The 420-nt window shown below is 44.3% G+C and carries 2 tRNA genes and 1 rRNA gene; all 3 read right to left on the bottom strand.

What is annotated here, in order from left to right:
* Positions 1 to 88 precede the first annotated feature (88 nt).
* Positions 89 to 164, bottom strand: a tRNA-Ala gene (locus PVA17_RS25070).
* Between the two features lie 12 nt (positions 165 to 176).
* Positions 177 to 253 (bottom strand) — tRNA-Ile (locus PVA17_RS25075).
* A gap of 94 nt (positions 254 to 347) precedes the next feature.
* Positions 348 to 420 (bottom strand): 16S ribosomal RNA (locus tag PVA17_RS25080); the annotation flags it as partial.

Here is a 420-nt window from a genome sequence, read left to right on the forward strand (position 1 = left end):
GTTATTAAGCCTATAAAAAAACTTAAAAAATAAATGTGTTTGTTACAATTTCAATGTCGTTTTATCCAGTTTTCAAAGAACAAATTATTGGTGGAGCCTAGCGGGATCGAACCGCTGACCTCCTGCGTGCAAGGCAGGCGCTCTCCCAGCTGAGCTAAGGCCCCAAGAGGTATATATGGTGGGCCTAAATGGACTCGAACCATCGACCTCACGCTTATCAGGCGTGCGCTCTAACCAGCTGAGCTATAGGCCCTCTTAGAAGTTTTATAGTTATTCATAAACCTTCAAAACTGAACGCAAAACGTAATCTTACAAACCCTCGGTTTGTATTCCGAAAATATCCTTAGAAAGGAGGTGATCCAGCCGCACCTTCCGATACGGCTACCTTGTTACGACTTCACCCCAATCATCTATCCCACC

This window comes from Lysinibacillus sp. CNPSo 3705 (genome assembly GCF_028674935.1).
Classification (GTDB): Bacteria; Bacillota; Bacilli; order Bacillales_A; family Planococcaceae; genus Lysinibacillus.